The 17893-nt window shown below is 61.9% G+C and carries 22 protein-coding genes; 8 read left to right on the plus strand and 14 right to left on the minus strand.

Annotation, left to right across the window (positions count from 1 at the left end):
* The first annotated feature begins 27 nt into the window (after positions 1-27).
* From rpsD to WNY80_RS03055, 4 genes are all read left to right on the plus strand, one after another.
* On the plus strand, positions 28-645 hold the full coding sequence (rpsD, locus tag WNY80_RS03040; protein WP_342885864.1) for a 30S ribosomal protein S4: 618 nt from the start codon (positions 28-30) through the stop codon (positions 643-645).
* A gap of 97 nt (positions 646-742) precedes the next feature.
* A complete protein-coding gene (locus tag WNY80_RS03045) occupies positions 743-1672 on the plus strand; it encodes a glutaminase (protein WP_342885865.1) in 930 nt (309 codons plus the stop codon).
* Positions 1673-1763: 91 nt separating this feature from the next.
* Complete coding sequence (gene ttcA, locus WNY80_RS03050; protein ID WP_342886296.1) at positions 1764-2645, plus strand: tRNA 2-thiocytidine(32) synthetase TtcA; 882 nt, start codon at positions 1764-1766, stop codon at positions 2643-2645.
* A complete protein-coding gene (locus WNY80_RS03055; protein WP_342885866.1) occupies positions 2642-3478 on the plus strand; it encodes an inositol monophosphatase family protein in 837 nt (278 codons plus the stop codon). The genes ttcA and WNY80_RS03055 overlap by 4 nt, the downstream gene beginning before the upstream one ends.
* 15 nt (positions 3479-3493) lie before the next feature.
* Here the strand turns inward: WNY80_RS03055 and WNY80_RS03060 are convergent, their stop codons facing one another.
* Positions 3494-4747 (minus strand): multidrug effflux MFS transporter, encoded by a 1254-nt coding sequence (locus tag WNY80_RS03060; RefSeq protein ID WP_342885867.1) that lies wholly within the window; start codon positions 4745-4747, stop codon positions 3494-3496.
* Positions 4748-5139: 392 nt separating this feature from the next.
* Here WNY80_RS03060 and WNY80_RS03065 point away from each other — a divergent pair, with 392 nt between their 5' ends.
* Positions 5140-6171, plus strand: coding sequence for a Gfo/Idh/MocA family oxidoreductase (locus WNY80_RS03065; protein ID WP_342885868.1), 1032 nt, complete (start codon positions 5140-5142; stop codon positions 6169-6171).
* Between the two features lie 80 nt (positions 6172-6251).
* Here WNY80_RS03065 and WNY80_RS03070 read toward each other — a convergent pair whose 3' ends face one another.
* The 3 genes from WNY80_RS03070 to grxD all read right to left on the minus strand — a co-directional run bounded on the left by WNY80_RS03070 (position 6252) and on the right by grxD (position 7907).
* A complete protein-coding gene (locus WNY80_RS03070) occupies positions 6252-6965 on the minus strand; it encodes a TIGR02453 family protein (RefSeq protein WP_342885869.1) in 714 nt (237 codons plus the stop codon).
* A complete protein-coding gene (locus tag WNY80_RS03075) occupies positions 6962-7453 on the minus strand; it encodes a YtoQ family protein (protein ID WP_342885870.1) in 492 nt (163 codons plus the stop codon). The genes WNY80_RS03070 and WNY80_RS03075 overlap by 4 nt, the downstream gene beginning before the upstream one ends.
* 121 nt (positions 7454-7574) lie before the next feature.
* Positions 7575-7907, minus strand: a complete 333-nt coding sequence (gene grxD / locus WNY80_RS03080; protein WP_152008463.1) for a Grx4 family monothiol glutaredoxin — start codon at positions 7905-7907, stop codon at positions 7575-7577.
* A gap of 234 nt (positions 7908-8141) precedes the next feature.
* Between grxD and WNY80_RS03085 the strand changes: the two genes are divergently transcribed.
* Positions 8142-8840 carry a phosphodiester glycosidase family protein gene (locus tag WNY80_RS03085; RefSeq protein ID WP_342885871.1) on the plus strand — a complete coding sequence of 233 codons (699 nt, stop codon included), beginning with the start codon at positions 8142-8144 and terminating at the stop codon, positions 8838-8840.
* Positions 8841-8857: 17 nt separating this feature from the next.
* On the opposite strand, the gene WNY80_RS03090 is transcribed toward WNY80_RS03085, so the two are convergent.
* The 7 genes from WNY80_RS03090 to purC form a co-directional block, all read right to left on the minus strand.
* Positions 8858-9121, minus strand: coding sequence for a hypothetical protein (locus tag WNY80_RS03090; protein ID WP_342885872.1), 264 nt, complete (start codon positions 9119-9121; stop codon positions 8858-8860).
* A gap of 21 nt (positions 9122-9142) precedes the next feature.
* Positions 9143-9376 (minus strand): BolA family transcriptional regulator, encoded by a 234-nt coding sequence (locus tag WNY80_RS03095; protein WP_342885873.1) that lies wholly within the window; start codon positions 9374-9376, stop codon positions 9143-9145.
* Positions 9377-9397: 21 nt separating this feature from the next.
* Positions 9398-11629 carry a phosphoribosylformylglycinamidine synthase subunit PurL gene (gene purL / locus WNY80_RS03100; protein ID WP_342885874.1) on the minus strand — a complete coding sequence of 744 codons (2232 nt, stop codon included), beginning with the start codon at positions 11627-11629 and terminating at the stop codon, positions 9398-9400.
* A 145-nt stretch (positions 11630-11774) separates the two neighbouring features.
* Complete coding sequence (locus WNY80_RS03105; protein ID WP_342885875.1) at positions 11775-12200, minus strand: hypothetical protein; 426 nt, start codon at positions 12198-12200, stop codon at positions 11775-11777.
* A 119-nt stretch (positions 12201-12319) separates the two neighbouring features.
* Positions 12320-12994 (minus strand): phosphoribosylformylglycinamidine synthase subunit PurQ, encoded by a 675-nt coding sequence (purQ, locus tag WNY80_RS03110; protein ID WP_342885876.1) that lies wholly within the window; start codon positions 12992-12994, stop codon positions 12320-12322.
* Between the two features lie 3 nt (positions 12995-12997).
* Positions 12998-13240, minus strand: coding sequence for a phosphoribosylformylglycinamidine synthase subunit PurS (gene purS / locus WNY80_RS03115; RefSeq protein WP_342885877.1), 243 nt, complete (start codon positions 13238-13240; stop codon positions 12998-13000).
* A gap of 18 nt (positions 13241-13258) precedes the next feature.
* Positions 13259-14023, minus strand: coding sequence for a phosphoribosylaminoimidazolesuccinocarboxamide synthase (gene purC / locus WNY80_RS03120; RefSeq protein WP_342885878.1), 765 nt, complete (start codon positions 14021-14023; stop codon positions 13259-13261).
* Between the two features lie 226 nt (positions 14024-14249).
* Between purC and WNY80_RS03125 the strand changes: the two genes are divergently transcribed.
* Positions 14250-14570: a DUF1476 domain-containing protein gene (locus WNY80_RS03125; RefSeq protein ID WP_342885879.1), complete on the plus strand. Its 321-nt coding sequence runs from the start codon at positions 14250-14252 to the stop codon at positions 14568-14570.
* 117 nt (positions 14571-14687) lie between these two features.
* Positions 14688-15449: an aldolase/citrate lyase family protein gene (locus WNY80_RS03130; protein ID WP_342885880.1), complete on the plus strand. Its 762-nt coding sequence runs from the start codon at positions 14688-14690 to the stop codon at positions 15447-15449.
* Between the two features lie 16 nt (positions 15450-15465).
* On the opposite strand, the gene WNY80_RS03135 is transcribed toward WNY80_RS03130, so the two are convergent.
* From WNY80_RS03135 to purB, 3 genes are all read right to left on the minus strand, one after another.
* Positions 15466-16020, minus strand: a complete 555-nt coding sequence (locus WNY80_RS03135) for an alpha/beta hydrolase (protein WP_342885881.1) — start codon at positions 16018-16020, stop codon at positions 15466-15468.
* A gap of 150 nt (positions 16021-16170) precedes the next feature.
* Positions 16171-16404: a hypothetical protein gene (locus WNY80_RS03140; RefSeq protein WP_342885882.1), complete on the minus strand. Its 234-nt coding sequence runs from the start codon at positions 16402-16404 to the stop codon at positions 16171-16173.
* A gap of 145 nt (positions 16405-16549) precedes the next feature.
* Positions 16550-17878: an adenylosuccinate lyase gene (gene purB, locus WNY80_RS03145; RefSeq protein ID WP_342885883.1), complete on the minus strand. Its 1329-nt coding sequence runs from the start codon at positions 17876-17878 to the stop codon at positions 16550-16552.
* Between the last annotated feature and the right edge of the window lie 15 nt (positions 17879-17893).

Raw genomic sequence — 17893 nt, forward strand, 5'->3', positions numbered from 1 at the left:
CGGATCAACCTTTTGAGAGGAAATGCGATGAGCAAGCGCGAATCGGCAAAATACAAACTTGACCGCCGTATGGGCGAAAACATCTGGGGTCGTCCGAAGTCCCCGGTCAACCGCCGCGAATACGGCCCCGGCCAGCACGGCCAGCGCCGCAAGAGCAAGCTGTCCGACTTCGGCGTGCAGCTGCGCGCCAAGCAGAAGTTGAAGGGCTACTACGGCGATATCTCGGAAAAGCAGTTCCGCAAGATCTACGACGAAGCCAACCGGATGAAGGGCGATACGCCTGAAAACCTGATCGGCCTGCTGGAGCAGCGTCTGGACGCCATCGTCTACCGCGCCAAGTTCGTTGCCACGATCTTTGCTGCACGTCAGTTCGTCAACCATGGCCACGTCACCGTCAACGGCAAGCGCGTCAACATCGGTTCGTACCGTTGCAAGCCGGGCGATGTGATCGCGGTCAAGGAAAAGTCCAAGCAGCTCGCTTTCGTTATCGAAGCTTCGCAGCTGGCTGAACGCGACGTTCCTGAATATATCGAAGTCGACCACCACAAGATGAGCGCGACCTTCGTTCGCGTTCCTGCCCTGGCGGATGTTCCTTACGCTGTCGTGATGGAACCGAACCTGGTCGTCGAATTCTATTCGCGCTGATCCGTTTCTTTCGGATTGCGTCAGATCAAGGCCGCCCTTCGGGGCGGCTTTTTTGTGTCCGCGATTATCGTCCCTATAGTGTGCCGGGAGGCAGAATATGACCGATCTGCAGCAAGTGCTTGACGAGATCGCCCTGGATGCGGCGATGGCTGCCGACCGGGGCGGGGTGGCGCAGTATATTCCCGAACTGGCCAAGGTCGACCCGAGGCAGTTCGGTATCGCGGTGGCTCTGCCTGACGGGCAGGTGGTGTGCGCCGGCGATGCGGAAACCGCGTTCTCGATCCAGAGCGTGTCGAAAGTGTTCACCCTGTCGATGGCGCTGGGCAAATACGGGGATTCGCTGTGGAGCCGCGTCGGGCGCGAGCCTTCCGGGGATCCGTTCAATTCGATCGTCCAGCTCGAGCAGGAAAAGGGGCGTCCGCGCAATCCGTTCATCAATGCCGGTGCGATCGCGATTGCCGACCTGGTTCTCTCGGGGCATCAGCCGCGCGAGGCCATCGGCGAGATCGTGCGGTTCATCCGCCATCTGGCAGACGACGATTCGATCCGGATTGACGAGCGCGTGGCGCGCTCGGAGACCGAACATGGCGACCGCAATGCCTCGCTGGCGCATTTCATGCGCTCCTTCGGCCGTTTCGAGCATCAGGTCGATCATGTCCTCGGTGTCTATTTTCACCAATGCGCCATTGCCATGACGTGCCATCAGCTGGCGCGTGCCGGGCTGTTCCTTGCGAGCCAGGGACAGAATCCGCTGACCGGTACCCAGGTGGTTCCGCCGCAGCGGGCGCGGCGGATCAACGCGATTATGCTGATGTGCGGCCATTATGACGGGTCGGGCGAGTTCGCCTACCGGGTCGGCCTGCCGGGCAAGAGCGGCGTTGGCGGAGGTATCCTGGCAATTGCGCCGGGCAAGGCCTCGATTGCGGTGTGGTCACCGGGGCTTGATACGGTCGGCAATTCCAAACTCGGCACCGCGGCGCTCGAACAATTGGCCAAGCGGATGGAATGGTCGGTGTTCGGGGCTTGACGGAACCTGTCAAAGCCATCATCCCGGTGACATGAGCGAGATAGTTGAAACTCCTGGCGTGCTTGACGCCGAAAACGATAGCGTGCCGGGGATGGACATCGAGACCGGTCCCGAAGGCATCACCGGGGCAGGGCCGTCGCTCTATGCCAATGCACCGTCGAGCGTGTCGTTCAACAAGCTGCGCAAGCGGCTGATCCGCAATGTGCGGCAGGCGGTCGAGGATTTCGCGATGGTTGCGGCCGCAGCGGAAGACCCCGGCAAGCGGCCGCGCTGGCTGGTGGCGCTGTCGGGGGGCAAGGATTCCTACGGGCTTCTGGCGCTGCTGATGGATCTGCAGTGGCGCGGCATGCTGCCGGTCGACCTGATCGCCTGCAATCTCGACCAGGGCCAGCCGAATTTTCCCAAGCATATTCTGCCCGACTATCTCACTGCGCACGGGGTGCCGCACCGGATAGAATACCGCGATACCTACTCGGTGGTGACGTCGAAGGTGCCGGAAGGTGCGACCTATTGCGCACTGTGTTCGCGGCTGCGGCGGGGCAATCTCTACCGGATCGCGCGGGAAGAGGGCTGCGAGGCGCTGGTGCTCGGCCATCATCGCGATGATATTCTCGAGACCTTCTTTCTCAATTTCTTCCATGGCGGACGGTTGGAAGCCATGCCGCCGAAACTGCTGAACGATGATGGCGACGTGATGGTGCTGCGGCCGATGGCCTATTGCGCCGAGGAAGATCTGGCGCGCTTCGCCGAGGCGCTGAAGTTTCCGATCATTCCGTGCGATCTGTGCGGGTCGCAGGACGGTTTGCAACGCAACGCGATGAAGCTGATGATCGGCGACATCGAACGGCGGATGCCGGGCCGCAAGGATTCGATGATCCGGGCCTTGTCCAATACACGGCCGTCACATTTGCTTGATAGGTCTCTGTTTGATTTCGCATCGCTTACGGTTGCCCCAGGAAAGGCCAAGACATGACTGCACTGAGTTCGACGGATATGGATTGGCTGGCGGCGCTGCTGCTGGATGTGGGAACTGCAGAGATCATGCCGCGGTTCCGCAACCTGGGCGATGGCGACGTGCAGCAGAAGACATCAGCTGCCGATTTGGTCACCGAAGCGGACGTTGCTGCCGAACGGGTGATCACCGATGCGCTGCTCGAGCGGTTTCCCGATTCGATGGTGATCGGCGAGGAAGCGGTGGCTGAAAACCCGGCCCTGCTCGAGGGCTGGAGCCAATCGGACAAGCTGGCCTTCGTGGTCGACCCGATCGACGGGACCTTCAATTTTGCCTCCGGCGTTGCCTCCTTCGGCGTCATGCTGGCCGTGGTGCAGGGTGGCGAGACAATCGCCGGGATCATCCATGATCCGGTTGGCAAGGACTGGATCATGGCCGAGAAGGGCAGCGGGGCAATCCTGCGCCGGCTCGACGGGCGCGAGAACGGCCTGAAGGTTGCAGAACCCGTCGGGGCGATCAGCAGGATGATCGGCTCGGCTTCCTGGCAATACATGCCCGAGCCGGAGCGGAGCCGGATTGCGGCCAACCAGGCGCTCTGCCTGGGCAGCGTGGCCTACCGCTGCGCGGCACAGGAATACCGGCTGCTTTGCGGCGGCCATATTCACTTTGCGCTCTACAACAAGCTGATGCCATGGGATCACCTGGCGGGCAGTCTGCTGACGACCGAAGCGGGTGGTTATGTCCGGCGGTTTGATGGCAGCGCCTACCGGCCCGAGCACCTTGATGGCGGCGTGCTGGCGGCAACCGACATCGACAGCTGGAACATGATCCGGGAAGCCTTGTGGCGGACCTGAGCCTGCCTGATATCCCTAAGCCTGATCCGGCATGCCGACGCCGAACAGACGGCCTTTCTCGGCAATGAAAACCATCAGCAGCGCCAGGGCCGAGACGATGGCGTAGCCAGCGGCCAGCGGGAAAACCGTGCCGTCATAGGCCTGACCGATCAGTGCGCCGACGATTCCGCCGATCACTGTCTGGGCAAAGCCCAGCGTCGAGGAGGCCGTGCCCGCGATCGCGCCAAGCGGCTCCATGGCGATGGAGTTGAAATTGGAGCCGACAAAGCCGAACAACGGCATCATCATCATGGAAATGCCGAAAAACACCCAGAACGGAATCGGGCCAAAGGCGCTCAGACCGGCGAGCAGCAGGGCGAAGCCGAAATAGGCGATCAAGGCACCGTGAGACAGCCTGCGCTGGCCGAAACGGCCGACAAGCTGGGAATTGACGAAGGATGATCCGGCCATGATGACAGCGACAGCTGCAAAGGCGATGGGGAAGTAGGCGCCAAGCTGGTAGATCCCGACATAGATCGGTTGTGCGACGTTGAGGAAGCCGAACAGCGAGCCGAAGAAGAAGCTGGTGGCGAGGGTGTAGAACAGCGATATCCGGTTCGACAGCACGATGGCGAAGGCCTGACCGATGCTTTTTGCGGTGAGCGGGCGGCGCTTGTCGACATCAAGGGTTTCGGGCAGGCGAAGCAGCGCCCAGGCGCCAACCACAAGCGACACCGCTGCCATGAACAGGAAGATGAGGTGCCACTCGCCGAAAAGCACGATCACCTGTCCGATCATCGGGGCGAAGACCGGCACGACCATGAACACCATCATCACCAGCGACATGGTTGCGGCCATGCCGCGGCCGGAATGGGTGTCACGGACAACGGATATGGCAATGACGCGGGTTGCGGCCGCACCGATGCCCTGCAGGAAGCGTGCGACCAGCAGCAATTCGAAGCTCGGCGCGAAAGCGCCGCCAATCGCGCACAGGGCGTAAAGTCCGACCCCGATGAACAATGGTGCGCGGCGGCCGAAGCGGTCGGACACCGGGCCAAAGAACAGCTGCGCCAGACCAAAACCGATGACATAGGACAGCAGGATATGCTGGATCCGGGTGGCGTCGGTAATGCCGTAGCTGCTTGATATGTTTGGAAACGCCGGCAGCATGATGTCGATGGCCACCGCATTGAGCGCCATCAGCGAGGCGATGATGGCGATGAACTGCGGACGGCCGATGCCGCCGATGGTCGCAGGTGGGCTGACGGTGGTCGGGGAGTTTCCTTGCATTGGATTGACTGTCCTATCAGGGCCAGATGGCGTGAAGGCGCCCGGCTCATTGCGAAGCTGTCTCTGCAATGTGGCGCCGTGTGACGCCGCATTTGCCTGGACTTGACGGGTCCGGAGATCAGAAGGCATGCCGTTCCGGCTGGTGCCGGTTTCGTTCATAGACCCGGTTTTGCAATCGGGCAAGCCTCGGAATTATGAGGCATTTTCTCGCCGCAAGGCGTTTTTGAAGCGGTTGAACATCGCAGGATCCGCCGGTTTTGATGAAACAGGGCGCGAAAACCCGAGATGGCCGGTGGTTCCCGGTCGCGGCCTTCCCGGCGGCGGGCAACCGGTCTACATTCGCCCGGCATTTTTCGGATCGCATATTGAAGCGATTGAGGGGGAGATATCTGATGCAAAAGGTTAGGCCTGTGCGCCTTGCCCTGATCGGACTGGGCATGGCGACCAAACCGCATCTTGAAGCGCTGTTGGATCCGGCCTGTGGCGCCGAGGTCGCGGGAATATTCAACCGCAGCCGCGGCAAGGCAGAGATCGTGGCGGAGACCTGCGGTTATCGTATTTTCGACAGTCTTGAGGAGATCGCGAACGATCCTGAGGTGGAGGGGGTGATTCTGGCAACCCCGCCGGATCAGCGCGACGAAATCGTCGCGATGATGGCGCGGGCCGGCAAGCACATCCTGATGGAAAAGCCGGTCGAACGCACGTCTTCAAAGGCTGAGGCGCTGGTGGAGACCTGCGAGCGGCACGCGGTGCATCTGGGCATCGTGTTGCAGCACAGGTTTCGGGCCGGATCGCGGCGTTTGCGAAGCCTGGTCAAGGACGGTGCCCTGGGTGACATCGCGCTGGTGCGTGTCGAGGTGCCCTGGTGGCGCGGCCAGGACTATTATGACCAGCCGGGGCGCGGTACCTATGCGCGGGATGGCGGCGGGGTTCTGATCAGCCAGGCGATCCACGTGCTTGACCTGATGCTCAGCCTGACCGGTCCCGCCCAATGGGTGCAGGCGTTGTGCGCCACGACCAGCCTGCACAGCATGGAATCGGAGGATTTCGCCACCGCCGGCGTCCGTTTTGCGTCCGGAGCCGTCGGCTCGATCATGGCAACGACGGCTTCATATCCGGGATCGGCCGAATCGATTACGCTTGGTGGCTCGCTGGGCACGGCCGTGCTCAGGGCCGGGCAACTGGAGGTGATCTGGCGCGATGGCCGTCGGGAGGAAACCGGCGAACCTACTGCAACCGGCGGCGGTGCCGACCCGATGGCGTTTCCCTGTGACTGGCACAAGGCGGTGATTGCGGATTTCGCCATGGCGGTCCGCGAGAACCGTCCACCGACCGTTACCGGACGCGAGGCGCTCAAGGTGCATGCATTGATCGACGCGATCACAGGTTCATCGAAACAGGGCGTGGCAATGCAGGTGAGTTGAGGGCGGACCTGGCCGGTGTTGCGGGCGATGCCGGATCAATCAGGTCAGGCAGCGGGCTTGGGTGCGTGGCCTTCTGGTGGCTACCGGTTGCTGTCGTCGCGAGCGGCACGGACCGGATCGATGACCCGCCAGCCGAAACTCAGGAAAGGTTGAGCGGCGCGGGCAAGCTCGAGCAGGTCGTCCAGCAGCGCGGTGCCTTCGAGCCGGTCGGCGGAGAACGGGCGTGACAGGGTCAGATGGCGCAGCCGGAGCAGATCGACAACCGCGGGCTCGGTGACATGCTCGAAACCGCGAGGCGTGCGCTTGAGGCTATTGTCGTGATCGAAGACAAAGCCCAGATCGGTGAGTGGCTTGAGGGCTGCGTCGAACTGGTCCTTGCGCGCGACGATGGCCTCGCGGAAGGCGCGGAGTTCGTCGGATTCCATCGAATAGAAGCCGACGGAGAGAAAGCTCTCGTCCGGCGAGACGTGGAAATAGAGCAGTCCCTGGTCCTTCTTTGTGCCCGAACGGGTGATCACCGCGCTGACATGGGTGTTGTAGGGATGCTTCTCCTTGGTGAAGCGGACGTCGCGGTTGATGCGGAAGGTCGAGGTCTTGCGGTTGCAGGTGAGCGGGATGTTCATCTCCGCCAGGCGGATGGCGAGATCGTCGATCAGCCGTCCGCGCGGCTCGTTGAGATGGGTCTCGAAGAGGTCCTTGTTCTCATGAAACCATTCACGGTTCTGGTGAAAGCCCAGCGCCTTCAAGAAGGGCAGGGCCTTTTCGCCAAATCCGGAATAGGCGGCTTCGCTCATCGCGCGGCGTCCGTCGCCTTGTCGGTGTAGCCGGGCAACGCCCCGTCGATCACGTAACGCAGGATCGAGACCACCTGGTCAGGCGTCTTGGCGACGGCCAGGGCTGCGGCGTCGACTTCCTTGAGCGCGTGGGCGTGTTCGTCCTGGTGCAGGATGACCAGGGGCTTGCCCAGAGCGGCTGCGAAACCCGCGTCAAAGGCGGCGTTCCACTGCTTGTACTTCTCGCCGAAGCGGACAACGACGATGTCGGCCTTCTGCAGCAAGGTGCGGGTACGGATGGCGTTGATCTGCGCGCCCTTGTGATCGTGCCAGAACTTGTCCGGTTCAGCGCCGAGAATGGCGACGCCGACATCGTCGGAGGCTTCGTGATGGGTGACGGGACCGGAAAAGGCCACCGGCAGACCCGCTGCCTTGGCACCGGCCTCGATCTGATCGCGCCAGTCGGTGTGAATTTCGCCCGAGAGATAGATGTTCCAGGTCATGAGCATGTCTCCAGTCGCATTTCAGGTAATCGGATCAGGTAATCGGGCTGCCAGCGGGATACCCGGCTGCCGTCAAACGAAAAGAGGCGGAAAATCCGCCTCTTGCCGTGTCGTCATGTCGTCGGTTTCAGGCGGCTTTGACCGGCACTCCGGCGTCGGTCATGTGCTGCTGCAACTCGCTCGACTGGAACATCTCGCGGATGATGTCACAACCGCCGATGAACTCACCCTTGACGTAGAGCTGCGGGATGGTCGGCCAGTTGGAATATTCCTTGATGCCGTTGCGCAGGGCGTCGTCGGCCAGAACGTTGACGCCCTTGTAGGGAACGCCGAGGTAATCCAGAATCTGGACGACCTGACCGGAAAAACCGCATTGCGGGAATTGCGGCGTGCCCTTCATGAACAGCACCACGTCGTTGTTTTTCACTTCATTGTCGATGAAATCATTGATGCCGGACATCGTTGGATCCTTTCAAAGCGTGTGGCCACGATATTTCTTGTTCCTCAGATAACGCGGGCAGCATGACAAGACAAGAAGGCGCGCTCTATAAGTGATCAGATGAGGATACATCGCGCCGTTTATTTTGTCCTGGGCCTGATGGCGGTGGCCGGGCTTTGGGGTGCATGGGGCATGCTGTCCGGGTTGCCGGAAGCGAAAACGCCGCATGGGCGGGAACGGGACGGGAGCAGGAGAGTGGCAAAGATACCCGATATCTGTGAGGAGACGGTGTTCGAGGGGGCACGGGCCATCCTCTGCGTCGCCGATCCGTCTGTCTACGAGATCCGGCTTGTCTACCGCAGGCCCGATGGCGAGGTGTATGGTCGGGTGTCGAAGGCGGTGGCGGAACTTGCGGCAGGCGGGAAAATGCCGCTTCTGGCAATGAACGCGGGGATGTATCATGCCGACATGTCGCCGGTCGGGCTTTACGTCGAGAACGGCGAGGAGGCCGCGCCTCTCAACGAAGATGACGGGTTCGGCAATTTCTTCCTCAAGCCGAACGGGGTGTTTTTTGTCCGCAAGGACGGCAGTGCCGGGGTGATGGAAACCCAAGCCTATCGCGCGGCGGAGCTGGCGCCGGATTTCGCCACCCAGTCCGGGCCTATGCTGGTGATCGATGGCGCGATCCATCCGCGGTTCCTGCCCGATGGAACATCGAAATATATCCGCAACGGTGTCGGCGTGCGGGATGACGGCAGCGTGGTGCTGGCGATCACACGCGATCCGGTGAGCCTGGGTTCGTTCGCGCGGTTGTTCAGGGATCTGGCTGAGTGTCCCGACGCGCTGTTTTTCGACGGCGCGGTCTCGAGCCTGGCCTGGGGGACGCAGATGGAAATCGATGCGGGCGAACCGGCCGGGCCGGTGATAGCGGTGTTTGACAAGCCTGGAACCTGACAGCCCGTGGACAGGTGCTATGATGAACGCTTGCGCGCCGTCGATTTGCGTCTGGTGGCGCGGCTCTTGGAGCGGCGTTTCCTGGTGCGCTTCGCCGCGGGCTTCTTGCCGGTCAGGGCTTCGAGCAGCACTTTCTCGATTGTCGAGGTCGTCGAGCGTTTGCGCCGGGCCGATTTGCGGCGGGTGGTGCGGCGGCGTTTGCGGGTGACAGTGCCCTTGGCCATGCCATCGACCACGCCGTCGATGATCTCGCCGATCAGGCCGTCGAGAAACCCTGCCACGGGCGGTGCCCCAGTCCGGGCCTAGTCCGGCACGCTTGTCTGCAGGGCGAGCGCGTGCAGAACGCCGCCCATGTTGCCCTGGAGCGCGTTGTAGACCATCTGGTGCTGCTGCACCCGGCTCTTGCCACGGAAGCTCTCGGAGACAACTTCTGCCGCATAGTGATCGCCATCGCCGGCCAGGTCGCGGATTGTGACCTCGGCGTCGGGTATCGCGGTCTTGATGAGTTTCTCGATATCGCCTGCGTTCATTGGCATGGGGAAAGGCTCCTGATTGGGCTATTCTGCGGCAAGGGCTTCGGGGGCGTCCATGAATGCAGGGAACCACGATTCATGGGTGGCACGCAATGCGGATACGGGGACCGACATCAGGCCCTCGATCCGAAGGTTGCTGCCGGACATTGTGCCGAGGTGACGGAAGGGAACGCCGGCACCCTCGGCGCTGGCCATGACGTAGCCTGACAGGTCTGCCGGGACGGTGACGACATAGCGCGCCTGGTCCTCGCCAAACAGCAGCGCGTGCGCCGGGCCGTGGCAGGCGGACAGGTCCAGCTCCATGCCGAGATCGGAAGCCATGGCCATTTCGGCCAGGGTGGCTGCAAGGCCACCGGAGGAAATGTCGTGGCAGGAGGTGACCTGGCTGTTGCGGATGGCGGAGCGGACGAAATCGCCATTGCGGCGTTCTTCCATCAGGTCAACGGGGGGCGGTGCGCCTTCGCTGCGGCCAAGGCAATCGCGCATCCAGGCCGACTGGCCCAGATGGCTGCCATCTCCGCCGATCAGGATGACGGCGTCCCCGGCGTGAGCGCCGCCGATGCGGGCCATGTGGTTCCAGTCGTCGATCAGGCCGACACCGCCGATGGTGGGGGTGGGCAGGATGGCCTCGCCATTGGTCTCGTTGTAGAGCGAGACATTGCCGGACACGATGGGGAAATCGAGCGCGGTGCAGGCTTCGCCGATGCCCTGGATGGCCATCACCAGCTGACCCATGATCTCGGGCCGCTCGGGATTGCCGAAATTGAGGTTGTCGGTCGACGCCAGCGGTTCGGCACCGGTGGCGGTGAGGTTGCGCCAGCATTCGGCAACCGCCTGCTTGCCGCCCTCGTACGGGTTGGCCTCGACATAACGCGGGGTGACGTCGGAGGAGAAGGCCAGCGCCTTGGTGTCGTGGCCCTCGACGCGGACAACACCGGCGTCACCGCCCGGGATCTGCAGCGAATTGCCCTGGATCAGCGTGTCGTACTGCTCCCAGACCCAGCGCTTGGAGGCATTGTTGGGTGTGCCGAGAAGGTCGAGAAGCGCCTGGCCGTAGTCCTCCGGCTCTTCGACTTCAGCGATGTCGAGCGGCGACAGGCCGCCGATCTCGCGCCATTCGCGGTCATATTCAGGGGCTTCGTCGCCCAGTTCCTTGATCGGCAGGTTGGCGACTTCCTCGCCCTGATGCAGGATGCGAAACCTCAGATCATCGGTGGTGTGGCCGACAATGGCGAAGTCGAGGCCCCATTTGACGAAGATCGCCTTGGCTTCGGCTTCCTTCTTGGGCTCGAGCACCATGAGCATCCGCTCCTGGCTTTCCGACAGCATCATCTCGTAGGCGCTCATGTTGACTTCGCGCACCGGCACCTTGTCGAGATCGAGCTCGATGCCGAGGTCGCCCTTGGCGCCCATCTCGACAGCCGAGCAGGTCAGCCCTGCAGCGCCCATGTCCTGGATGGCGATGACCGCGCCGGTCTGCATCAGCTCGAGGCAGGCCTCGAGCAGGCATTTTTCGGTGAACGGGTCGCCGACCTGGACGGTTGGGCGCTTTTCCTCGATCGATTCGTCGAACTCGGCCGATGCCATGGTGGCACCGCCGACGCCGTCGCGGCCGGTCTTGGCGCCGAGATAGACCACCGGCAGGCCGACGCCCTTGGCCTCGGAGAGGAAGATGGCATCGGTCTTGGCGATGCCGGCGGCAAAGGCGTTGACGAGGCAATTGCCGTTGTAGCGGGCGTCGAACTCGACCTCGCCGCCAACCGTGGGCACGCCGAAGGAATTGCCGTAGCCGCCAACACCGGCAACGACGCCGGAGACCAGGTGGCGGGTCTTGGGATGATCCGGTTCACCGAAGCGCAGCGCGTTCATGGCCGCGATCGGCCGTGCACCCATGGTGAAGACATCGCGCAGGATGCCGCCGACACCGGTGGCCGCACCCTGGTAGGGCTCGATGTAGGAGGGGTGGTTGTGGCTTTCCATCTTGAAGACCACGCAGTCGCCATCGCCGATGTCGACCACGCCGGCGTTCTCGCCCGGCCCCTGAAGCACCCGTGGGCCTTCGGTCGGCAACGTGCGCAACCATTTCTTCGAGGATTTGTAGGAGCAGTGCTCGTTCCACATGGCCGAGAAGATTCCAAGCTCGGTGAAGCTTGGCTCACGCCCGATGAGATCGAGAATGCGCTGGTATTCCTCGGGCTTGAGCCCGTGAGCAGCGATGAGATCTTCGGTGATGGGAACGGTATTGGGAATGCTCATGGCGGTGGTCGCCCTTCTTGTCCTGCTCGTGCTGCAGCCTATAGCGCAATGGCGGGCCGGTTGGCACCTGGAAATTGGGATTTGAGCCGAAAGAAAACGCTATCCTGTGGACACGGGCGGTCGTGGAGTGGCGTTTTCGTGCTCATCAGCAGCCGCTGCCGCCTGATGCCCAGCGCGTGATGTCGGAGTTGATCCGGCCCGCCAGCGGCGAGCTGGAGAGGGGGCCGTAGAACTGCGCATTGTCGGCAGAGGCAACGATGACCGCCTGGGGCAGAGACTGCGGCTTGCCGCGCGGAATGATCAATAGCCGCGGTGTGCTGGTGGTGTCGAGCTCGGGGACGATTCCGTACTCGGCGAATTGCTTGTCCTTGAGCCAGCAGGCATGGGCCTGGGCATTGACCTTCTGCAGCGTCGAGACAGCGGCTGAATTGCTGCTGATGCCTGTGGCCGGTCCCGATGCCGGGGAGCAGGCCGAGACAGCGAGCCCGGAGACCAGAACAAGCACGGACGTGATCGGTTTCATCATGGTCTCCAGCGCCGAAGAGGGCGCAGTCATGGTTGGTGAACCCATAGCACGATTCCCGGTTACGCCAGGTGCAGATCCAGCGAGCTGGAAGTGTCCGGGCCGGAAATTGCGTGCAGGCGGAACAGCTGCAATGTCAGGCAATACATGGCCGGCGAGGGGCGGCCTCAGGCGTCGACAAGTCCCAGCGCCGATTCGAACAGGGCGCGGCCGTCCGAACCACCATGGGCTGCCTCGATGAGGTTTTCCGGGTGCGGCATCAGGCCCAGCACATTGCCTGCCTTGTTGACGATGCCGGCGATGTTGTTGAGCGAGCCGTTGGGATTGGTGTCGGCGGTGTAGCGGAAGGCGACCTGGTTGTTCGCCTCGATCTCGGCCAGCGTATCAGGGTCGGTGAAATAGTTGCCGTCATGGTGCGCCACCGGGCAGCGGATGACCTGGCCCTGGCTGTAGCCCTGCGTGAACACGGTGTTCGCGTTGGCGACTTCGAGCCTGACTTCGCGGCAGACGAATTTGAGCGAGGCGTTGCGCATCAGCGCGCCGGGCAGAAGCCCGCTTTCGAGCAGGATCTGGAAGCCGTTGCAGACGCCGATGACCCTTGTGCCCTTTTCCGCCTTCTCGCGCACCGCCTGCATCACCGGCATGCGCGCAGCGATGGCGCCGCAGCGCAGGTAGTCGCCATAGGAAAAGCCGCCCGGAATGACGATCAGGTCGACGTCGTCATCGATCGATGTCTCTGTCTGCCAGATGGTTTGCGGGGCCTGACCCGAAATCTTGGTAAGCGCTGCGACCATGTCGCGATCGCGATTGAGGCCCGGGAGCAGGATGACGGCGGCTTTCATGGCTCAGATCACCTCTACCGAATAGTCCTCGATCACCGTGTTGGCGAGCAGCTTTTCGGCCATGGCCTTGAGCTCGGCCTCGGCCTTGGCGCGGTCCGAGGTTTCAAGAACCACATCGAACACCTTGCCCTGACGGATGGAACCGACGCCGGAGAAGCCGAGACCGCCGAGCGCATGCTCGATGGCCTTGCCCTGCGGGTCGAGGACGCCGTTCTTGAGCGTGACGGTGACGCGTGCCTTGATCATTGGGGCATCTCCTGACGCTTACTTGACCAGAACCGGTCCGGAAGGACGGTTCATCTCGTTTTCATTCATGATGCCAAGCCGGCGTGCGACTTCCTGGTAGGCCTCGACGAGATTGCCGAGATCACGGCGGAAGACGTCCTTGTCGAACTTCTGGTTGGTATTGATGTCCCAGAGCCGGCAGGAATCGGGCGAGATCTCGTCGGCGACGACAATGCGCATCATGTCGCCTTCAAACAGCCGGCCGCATTCGATCTTGAAATCGACCAGCTGGATGCCGACGCCGAGGAACAGGCCGGAGAGGAAGTCGTTGACGCGGATGGCGAGCGCCATGATGTCGTCGATTTCCTGCGGGCTGGCCCAGCCGAAGGCGGTGACATGCTCTTCGGAGACCATCGGGTCGTCGAGCGCATCGGCCTTGTAGTAGAATTCGATGATCGAGCGGGGCAGCACGGTGCCTTCCTCGATGCCAAGGCGCTTGGACAGCGAGCCGGCCGCGACATTGCGGACAACCACTTCAAGCGGAATGATCTCGACTTCCTTGATCAGCTGCTCGCGCATGTTGATGCGCTTGATGAAGTGGGTCGGGATGCCGATCCGGTTGAGATGCGAGAATATGTACTCGGAAATGCGGTTGTTGAGCACGCCCTTGCCGTCAACCACATCATGTTTCTTTTTGTTGAACGCCGTGGCGTCGTCCTTGAAGAACTGGATCAGTGTGCCGGGTTCAGGGCCTTCATACAAAATCTTGGCCTTGCCTTCGTAGATACGGCGGCGACGGGTCATGGAGCATCTCTGTCAATTGGAGCCGGCTGAAGCCGCGGCAACTCGGCTTAGGGTCGATTTTGAGCCGTGCTTTAGCGGATTGTACAGGCTTTCACAACGCTGTTGTCAGCAATGTCCCCTGAATTGCGTGGCATTGGGCGGGTTTGCATTGCACTTTCGGCGGTCTTTTGTTTTATGGGGCGAACCCCCATATAGGGATTATCGATTCACCGCCGGGAGCCAGCTCATGAGCAATATGAAAGACCGCGAAAACGCATTTGAAAACAAGTTTGCCCATGACGAGGAGCTTAAATTCAAAGCAGAAGCGCGCCGCAACAAACTTTTGGGCCTCTGGGCCGCCGAATTGCTTGGAAAAACCGGCGAAGACGCCGAAGCCTATGCCAAGAGCGTCGTCATGGCCGATTTCGAAGAAGTCGGTGATGAAGACGTGTTCCGCAAGATCCGGGCCGATTTCGATGCCGGTGGCGTCGATCAGTCCGATCACCAGCTGCGCCGCAAGATGGATGAATTGCTGGCAATTGCCGTCGAGCAGATCCAGGCAAGCTGATACGCAGCAATTCTGTTTTCATGAAACCGCCTCCGGCTTGCCGGGGGCGGTTTTTTGTTGGAATGAGGATGCGGGACGCCATTTGGCGGAAAAGCGATGATTCGGAAGGAGCCAGCCATGCAATTGCGAGACAAGCTTGATCAGGACAAGATGCTGATCACCGCATGGTCGACATCACCTTCGGAGGAAATGGCCGGGGCGCTGGCCCGCTGTCCGTTCGATACAGTCACCGTCGACATGCAGCATGGCGCCCATACCGAATCGACCGCGTTCGCCTCGGCGAAAGCCATATTTGCGGCGGGCAAACCCGCGATCATGCGGATTCCGGTGGGACGCAATGATCTCGCCAGCCGGGCGCTGGACATGGGCTTTGAGGCGGTGATCGCGCCGATGATCAATTCTGTTGCCGATGCCGAAGCCTTTGCGAATGCAATGAAGTATCCGCCGGTGGGCGAGCGTTCATGGGGACCGATGAAGGCCCTGCAACTGCATACATCCTATTCGCCGGAAAGCTATTTCCGCTCGGCCAACCAGAAGACAATGGCGCTGGCGATGATCGAAACACGCGCCGCGTTCGCCGCGCTTGACGGGATTCTTGCCACGAAGGGAATCGACGGGGTCTTTGTCGGACCATCGGACCTGTCGATTTCCTGGTCTGGCGGTGCCGGCGTTGATCCGAAGAATGAAGAGCTTCAGGAGGTCATTGCCCAGATCGGCAGCCGTGCGAAACAGGCGGGCAAGTTTGCCGCGATCTTTGCCGTCGATCCGGCCGATGTGCCGCGGTTTGGCAAGATGGGCTACCGGCTGGCGGCACTGAACACGGATCCCGGCATCATCCAGGCCGGCGCTTCGGTGATGCTGGACAAGGCACGGGGCTGACGCCGATCCCCCGTTGCTATGGCTTCAGCCGGGCGAGGAAATGGGCAAACACCATGATGCCTTCGGGCCAGGGGCCATGGCCTGACTGGGCGTTGATGTGACCGGCTTCACCGGCATCGACCAGCATGGCGCCCCAGGCATTTGCCATGTCTCCGGCATGCTCGAACGAACCGAACGGATCGTTGCGGCTGGCGACCACGATTGACGGAAATGGCAGCGGATCTTCCTTGTAGGGGCCGAAAGTCATCAGATGTTTTGGCCGGATCTGCGGGTTGGCCACATCGGGCGGGGCAACCAGGAATGCGCCGGCGATCTTTTTGTTGCATTCGGGCAGGGCTTGCAACGCGGTTGCCACGCCCAGCGAATGGGCAATCACGACCACCGGCTTTTCAGCCTCGTTGACGGTTTGAGCAAACCGCGCGGTCCAGTCTTCGCGAACCGGTTTTGACCAGGCGTCCTGCTCGACACGGCGCGCGGTCGACAGCCGCGCCTGCCAGCGCGTTTGCCAGTGATCGGGTCCGGAATTGGTGTAACCGGGTACGATGAGGATATCTGCTTCGGCAACTTTCATGCCGCCGAGTTGGGCAAGCCGCAGCCAAATGTCAACCGGTGGCGTTGATTGCGCTAGCGTGACGGCGGTTCAAATTGATTCCCGGACCGTTGCTGCTGCATGGTTAGAGGAGCTTCGGTGGGCATGAACCGGCTCCGATGTGGGGCGAAGCTATAGGTCGGCTGCCGGGTAGGTGCTGATCTGGGGCGAAGGGGTGATCACAAACGGCGCGCCGCCATTCTTCACATGGCCCTGGCTGACCACCAGCAGGATGCCAAGCGAGATGATCACGGTCGCTGCGGCGATCCAGAGGCTGATGCCGCTGTCGTGGTGTTGGGGTTGTCTGGAGCCGGTATCGCGGCGCCGGGTGGTGCCGTTGCCGGCAAGGGGCGGGTGGTCCTGCATGGGATCCTCCAATGATCGGATGATCGCCAGATTGAGCGGCAACCACGGCAACATGGGGGCAACAGCAGGGCAGCATGGTGACACGCAATCACTTCGCATGACTGCGTGTCATTAATGTCTCAGTTCAGCCGCCTCGGGTGAGGGGTCAGCTGTCCTTGAACACGCGTGCGAAAATCGTGTCGACGTGCTTGGTGTGATAGCCGATATCGAAACGGTCCCTGATTTCGGTCTCGGAGAGGTATTTGCGCACATCCTCGTCGGCGAGAAGCTCGGTGAGGAAATCGACTTCCGAATCGCCCGATGTCTGGTAGCTGTTCCAGACCTTCATGGCGTTGCGCTGGACCAGGCGGTAGGCGTCCTCGCGCGAGGATCCGGCCTGGGTCAGTGCCAGCAGAATGCGCTGCGAGTGCACCAAGCCGCCGAGACGATCCATGTTGCCGACCATGCGTTCGGGATAGACCATCAGCTTGTCGATGACGTTGGTCAGCCGGGCAAGTGCGAAGTCGAGTGTGACGGTGGTGTCCGGGCCGATCATGCGCTCGACCGAGGAGTGCGAGATATCGCGCTCGTGCCACAGGGCGACGTTCTCCATCGCCGGGGTGACCGCCATGCGCACCAGCCGCGACAGGCCTGTGAGGTTTTCGGTCAGCACCGGATTGCGCTTGTGCGGCATGGCCGACGAGCCCTTCTGGCCCTTGGAGAAATACTCTTCGGCTTCCAGAACCTCGGTGCGCTGCAGATGACGGATTTCGGTGGCGACGCGCTCGATCGATGAGGCGATGACGCCGAGCGTGGCGAAATACATCGCGTGACGATCGCGCGGGATGACCTGGGTCGAGACCGGCTCTGCAACCAGGCCCATGGCCTTGGCGACATGCTCTTCAACGCGCGGGTCGATGTTGGCGAAGGTGCCGACGGCGCCGGAAATGGCGCAGGTGGCAATTTCCTCACGGGCATTGACCAGCCGGGTGCGGCAGCGGTCGAACTCGGCATAGGCTTCGGCCATCTTCAGGCCGAAAGTGACAGGTTCTGCGTGAATGCCGTGCGAACGGCCGATGCAGACGGTGTCCTTGTGCTCATAGGCGCGGCGCTTGATGGCGGCGAGAAGCGCGTCCATGTCGGCGAGCAACAGGTCGGTGGCCTTGACCAGCTGCACATTGAAACAGGTGTCGAGAACATCCGACGAGGTCATGCCCTGATGCACGAAACGGGCGTCGGGGCCGACGATCTCGGCCAGGTGGGTGAGGAAGGCGATGACATCGTGCTTGGTTTCGCGCTCGATCTCGTCGATGCGATCGATGTCGAAGGTGGCGGCGCCACCCTTTTTCCAGATGGTCTTGGCGGCTTCCTTGGGGATGACGCCGAGGTCAGCCAGCGCGTCGCAGGCGTGGGCCTCGATCTCGAACCAGATGCGGAACTTGGATTCCGGCGACCAGACAGCGACCATTTCCGGACGGGAGTAACGAGGTATCATGGCGAGATCCGTGGC

Origin of the sequence: Hoeflea sp. AS16 (genome assembly GCF_038900095.1) — a bacterium.
Lineage (GTDB): Bacteria > Pseudomonadota > Alphaproteobacteria > Rhizobiales > Rhizobiaceae > Hoeflea.